The sequence below is a fragment of the Protofrankia sp. Cj3 genome (assembly GCF_917627355.1).
GTDB lineage: Bacteria > Actinomycetota > Actinomycetes > Frankiales > Frankiaceae > Protofrankia.
Map to the genome: position 1 here is coordinate 1 of NZ_CAKJTR010000256.1, position 5343 is coordinate 5343.

Sequence of the window (5343 nt, forward strand, 5' to 3'; positions counted from 1 at the left end):
CCCTCGTCCCAGGTCGCCACGTTGACCAGCAGGACGATCGCGGCGGCGTCGCGCGGGCGCGCTCGGGCGAGGACCACGGCCTGCGCCGGATCGGTACGTCCAAGGATCGCGACCACCATGGAGCTGTCAGCGGTCCGCAGACGGCTGTACACGCGCTGCGTCGAAAGGGTGTCGGTGGTGTTCACGACCGCGAGCTCGTCCAACAGCGCGGCCGGGTTGCGCGACCCCCTCGCCGCGGCCGGGGCCGGGGCGTTGTCACAGATGAGCCGTACCGCCTTGCCCATCCCGGTCAGGTACACAGCGATCGAGGCAGCCGCGCCGACAGCCCATTCGAACGAGGACATGGGCCCCTGACCGGCCCAGACAGCGGACCGGGTGTCGAGGAACAGGGCCGCGTTGCTCGGGCGGAAGCTCTCTTCCTGGCGAACCATCAACTCGCCGGTACGGGCGCTGGTCCGCCAGTGAACCCGCCGGAGGTCGTCGCCGGGGTGGTAAGGGCGAGTGGAGAAGTCGTCTATACCAGTAGCGGATGCGCGCCGACGGCGGTGGGTGCTGATCGTGGTGTGGCTGCCCGGACGGGCCAGGGGCAAAGTCTCCACCGGAGGGGTCACGATCAGTTCGTCGCGGCTGCGGAACGTCCGCGTGAGCTCGCAGAGCCCAAAGGGATCCGTGATCCGGATCGCCATCGGCCCGATCAGGTACCGGCCACGAAGCTGAGGACGAAGCTTGTAGGTGAGGTACCGGGCGCCCCCCGCCTCCACCCGGTCGAGTACGAACCGGGCCCGGAGCCCAAGACGGTCTGGGACCTCGTCATCGACCAGCAGCACCGAGGAGGGACGTCCACTCATGTTGTCGATCCGGATGCTGACCGCCGCGGCGCCGCCCACGGCCACGCGAGCGGGAACGAGAAGACGGTGGCACGCGAGCCGGTAGCGGGTCTTGCAGACGAACGCCGCCGCGCACACCGGCAGTGCCAACAGCAGCATGCCGACGCGGAGCAGGTCCTCCTCGCCGACGGTCGCGGCCAGCGCGCAGCAGGCCAGCCCGGTGGCCACGAAGCACAGCCCGCGGATGGTCAGCGCGCGCATCGCCGCCAGGAAGTCGAGCACGGAAAATCAGCGGCCGCGGTGCGGTGGACGTGCCCCAAGGCGTGGGATGGGGACGCGCGCGACGATCTCCGTAATGATCCGGGAGGCGACGTCGGCTATGGATACGTCCGACATCGCGACATCGGGGTTCACCAGCAGCCGGTGCGCGAGCACTGGCGCGGCCATCGCCTGAACGTCGTCGGGGAGAACGAACGCGCGGCCGTCGAGGGCGGCCCGCGCCCGAGCGGTCCTGACGACGTGCAGCGTCGCGCGGGGAGAGGCGCCCAGGATGAGCTCGGGATGCCGGCGGGTGGCCGTCACGAGGTCGACGATGTAGCGGCGCACATCGTCGGACACATGCACCGCGCGTACCAGGGTGACCAGTTTGGCGATCTCGTCGGCGTCGGTGACGGGGCTGATCCCGTCCAGTGGCTCGGCGGTACCATGGCTGTTGATCATAGCAAGTTCGGCCACGGGCGACGGGTAGCCCATGGACACCCGCGCGGTGAAACGATCGCGCTGCGCTTCCGGCAGCGGATGGGTGCCTTCCATCTCGATCGGGTTCTGGGTGGCTATGACCATGAACGGCGACTCCAGGTGGTAGGTCACGCCATCGATGGTGACCTGGTGTTCCTCCATGCATTCCAGGAGTGCCGACTGCGCCTTGGGAGCGGCGCGGTTGATCTCGTCGCCGACGACGATGTTGGCGAACACCGGACCGGGCCGGAACTCGAAATCCCGGGTGTCCTGGTTGTAGACGCTCACCCCGGTGACGTCGCTGGGCAGCAGGTCCGGGGTGAACTGGATACGGCGGACCCGGGCATCGATCGAACGCGCGAGGGCCTTGGCGAGCATCGTCTTCCCCACACCGGGCACATCCTCGATGAGCAGGTGGCCGCCGGCCAGCAGTACGATCAGCGCGGTTCTGACCACTTCGGGCTTGCCGTCTATGACGGACCCGACGGACTGGGCCACTCGCGTCGCGACATCCGCGAGGTGGTGCAGGCCGGTCCCCGGCTCGCGCCACTGCATGACGCCGGGCTCCGTCACCGTCACGTCGGTCTCCGTCCTCAGGTCAGCTGCGTCAGTCGGCAGGGTGGGCCCGGCGGGCCCAGGCACTCCACGAGTGTGACATCCATGCGGCCGATGGCCTTCATGCGTGGAGAATCATCCGGCCACCGATGTCCGGAAAGCGTACTGATTCGTGGCGGCATTCGATCGTAGCTGCCACGACTGTTACTCGCAGGTGTTTTTGCCATGTTTGGCCAAAGGCCACATTGACTTCGCATTCATGATCCATGCGCATCGGCGCTTGTGGGCTTCGAGGGGTGTGTCCGGAGTGTCGGAGGGCTTCCAGGTGGGGGAGAGTGGGGTACAGTGGCGCGCAGTGGGGGACGGACGCACTCGCAGGCCAACCAGAGCGGGACTGGCTGGCCTTGAGCCTCTCGGGTCTGGGCGAGGAGGGCGCCGATGTTCCTCGGTAGCCACACGCCACGACTCGACGACAAAGGCCGGCTCACGCTGCCGGCGAAGTTCCGTGATGAGCTGGAAGGGGGGCTTGTGATTACCAAGGGGCAGGAGCGATGTCTCTACGTGTTCCCTATGGTTGAGTTCACCCGGATCAGCGAGTCCCTGCGGACGGCTCCCGTTACGGCAAAGGCGCTTCGGGATTACAGCCGTGTCTTCTTTTCCTCGGCATCGGACGACGTTCCCGACCGGCAGGGCCGGATCACCATCCCACCCGCGCTCCGGACCTACGCGGGTCTCACTCGCGACTGCGTGGTGAACGGCGCGAACACCCGGGTGGAGATCTGGGACGCGTCCCGTTGGGACGCCTATCTCGCCAGCCAGGAGGAGAACTTCGCCGCGCTTTCCGAGGAGGTGCTGCCCGGCGTCATCTAGGAGGCCAATGGGCGCGTGATCATGTTTCTTCGCGTGGCGGCCTTGGCCTCAGGGGACGCGGTGCTGGACGCACGCGAAGACGGGATACGGGCGTGCGCCGAGGTCTCCCCCCGCTCTTCACCGGACGTCACTTCCCCGGTGTCCGGTGACGCGAGCGGGGCGGGACCTGGGCACATGCCGTGCTTTCGGGGCCAGGTTGCGATGTGTGCAACCTGGGCTCAGGCAGGTCGCTCGTCAGTTGTGTGATTTATATCTTTGTTTTTCGTATCTTCACCTGCCGTGGCTTGGTATTGCCGCGGTTGACCGCCCGCCGCGAGGTTCACGAGCAGTTCGAGGAGGTCGAGGTGGACGCCACGCACACCCCGGTTCTCTCCGACCGTGTTGTCGCCCTGTTGGCGCCCGCGCTGGGCGAGCCTGGGGCGGTGGTGATCGATGCCACAGTGGGACTCGCGGGTCATGCGAGCGCGCTGCTCGCCGCATCCCCCGATGTCCGTCTGGTCGGCCTTGACCGTGACCCGCAGGCGCTGGGGCAAAGCCGTGCTCGGCTGGCGGCCGAAGACGACCGGGTCACCTTGGTCCACGCCGTGTACGACCAGCTGCCCGCCGTTCTTGACATGCTCGGCCTGGCCGAGGTGCACGGCGTGCTGTTCGACCTCGGGGTGTCCTCGTTGCAGCTCGACTCCGACGAGCGGGGATTCAGCTATTCCCGCGACGCTCCGCTGGACATGCGGATGGATCCGACCAGGGGCCGGACCGCTGCGGATGTCGTCAACACCTACGGTGTCGACGAACTCGCCCGGGTCCTGCGCGAGTACGGAGAGGAACGGTTCGCCCGCCGGATCGCCTCGGCTGTGGTCGCTGAACGCGCTCGTGAACCGTTCACCTCGTCGGCCCGACTTGTTGACCTTGTTCGTCGGAGCATTCCGGCGGCTACTCGGCGTACCGGGGGAAATCCGGCAAAGCGCACGTTCCAGGCGTTGAGGATCGAGGTCAACGGCGAGCTCGAGGCGCTGGCGCGGGCCCTGCCCGCGGCTCTCGACGCGCTCGCCGTTGGGGGGAGGCTCGTCGTGCTTGCCTACCATTCGCTGGAGGACCGCATGGTCAAGCGGGCGCTGGCGGCCAGGGTACGGCTTGATGCGCCGCCGGGCCTGCCAGTGATCCCGCCGGAGGCTGTCCCGACGATGCGGTGGCTCACCCGCGGCGGTGAGCCACCGCCACCGGATGAGGTGGCGGCCAACCCGCGAGCGGCCGCGGCGAAACTGCGTGCGGTCGAGCGGACGCGCCGTGGCGCGGCATGACCGCCCCCGCCCCTCCGCTGCCGCGCCGGCTGAGGACCAGGACGCGGCCAGCGCCCGACACCGGCCGCGTGCCGTCGCGTGCTGCCGCCCGGCCCGCCTCGGCCGCGGCATCCGGCGACACGGCCATCCCGATTCCCTCCCTGGGCGGCCGGACCGGTGCCGCGCCGCTCCTTGACCGGCCGTCACGGCGTTCGTACCCAACACGGCGGGTATCCCAGCCGTCGCCTCTTGCGGCTTCGCGCCCGCTGCCTCGCGGCCATGCGCCACGCGCACCGTTCGTGATCCTGTTACTGCTGCTCATGGGTGCCGGTCTGATGTGTCTGTTGCTGCTCAACACGGCGCTCGCGCAGAACGCCTTCCTGGTTCACAACCTGCAGAAGTCCTCGGCGGCGCTCTCGGACGAGGCGCAGGCGCTCTCGCTGCGTCTCGACCAGTTGTCCGACCCGGCGAACCTTGCCGCCAGGGCAACCGATCTCGGCATGGTATCTGGTGGTATTCCCGTGTATCTGCCGTCCGGTACCCCGTTGCCACCCGGTGCCCGCGTGATCGATACCGACCCGGTGTCAGGAGCGATCGTTATCGTGGTGTCGAGTGCGCGGCAGCCGGCCACCGCCACGGGGGCGGCCGGAGGCGCCCCGGCCACCGGCAGGCCGGCCGGAAGCGCGCGGTGACCTCCACGCTCAACCGCTCGTCCCGGCGTGGCCGGTCGCGGCTGCGACTAGTTTCGGATCTTGGTCGACGGGTCGCCGACGATCAATGGATCGAGGGTGACGAGGCCGGCTTCACCGACGGCTACGCCGATCCCGACGGCCGCTGTTATCCCCGTCCGGATGACGATCGAGATGACGGCGCCGGCTGGGACGACGGTGCCGGCTGGGACGATGGTGTCGGCCGGGACGACGGTGCGTCCCGGCACGCCTCCGGTCCCGGCGGCCACCCCGTGGCCGGAGGACGACCCGGAGCACGACGCGGCCGCGGGGACGCGCGCCCCGGTGGCCCCTCTGCGCGCGGTGGCGGCAACCGGGCGCGCACCCCGGGCGGCCGTCCGGTGCGGG

Annotated in this window: 5 protein-coding genes and 1 pseudogene; 3 read left to right on the forward strand and 3 right to left on the reverse strand. The window is 69.1% G+C overall.

Annotated features, from left to right (window positions below):
- Both MJ783_RS21710 and MJ783_RS21715 read right to left on the reverse strand, forming a co-directional pair.
- Positions 1 to 1109 (reverse strand): DUF58 domain-containing protein (locus MJ783_RS21710; RefSeq protein ID WP_239313368.1); only part of this gene is annotated, 1109 nt, incomplete at its 3' end.
- A gap of 6 nt (positions 1110 to 1115) precedes the next feature.
- On the reverse strand, positions 1116 to 2120 hold the full coding sequence (locus MJ783_RS21715; protein WP_239313380.1) for a MoxR family ATPase: 1005 nt from the start codon (positions 2118 to 2120) through the stop codon (positions 1116 to 1118).
- Positions 2121 to 2558: 438 nt separating this feature from the next.
- Here MJ783_RS21715 and mraZ point away from each other — a divergent pair, with 438 nt between their 5' ends.
- The 3 genes from mraZ to MJ783_RS21730 all read left to right on the forward strand — a co-directional run bounded on the left by mraZ (position 2559) and on the right by MJ783_RS21730 (position 4959).
- Positions 2559 to 2990 carry a division/cell wall cluster transcriptional repressor MraZ gene (gene mraZ / locus MJ783_RS21720; RefSeq protein ID WP_239313371.1) on the forward strand — a complete coding sequence of 144 codons (432 nt, stop codon included), beginning with the start codon at positions 2559 to 2561 and terminating at the stop codon, positions 2988 to 2990.
- A 344-nt stretch (positions 2991 to 3334) separates the two neighbouring features.
- The gene (gene rsmH, locus MJ783_RS21725; protein ID WP_239313383.1) at positions 3335 to 4288 is read left to right on the forward strand and encodes a 16S rRNA (cytosine(1402)-N(4))-methyltransferase RsmH; all 954 of its coding nucleotides are present in this window, start codon (positions 3335 to 3337) and stop codon (positions 4286 to 4288) included.
- 278 nt (positions 4289 to 4566) lie between these two features.
- Complete coding sequence (locus MJ783_RS21730) at positions 4567 to 4959, forward strand: hypothetical protein (protein WP_239313374.1); 393 nt, start codon at positions 4567 to 4569, stop codon at positions 4957 to 4959.
- Positions 4960 to 5006: 47 nt separating this feature from the next.
- Here MJ783_RS21730 and MJ783_RS21735 read toward each other — a convergent pair.
- Positions 5007 to 5343: pseudogene (locus MJ783_RS21735) on the reverse strand (hypothetical protein); the annotation flags it as partial.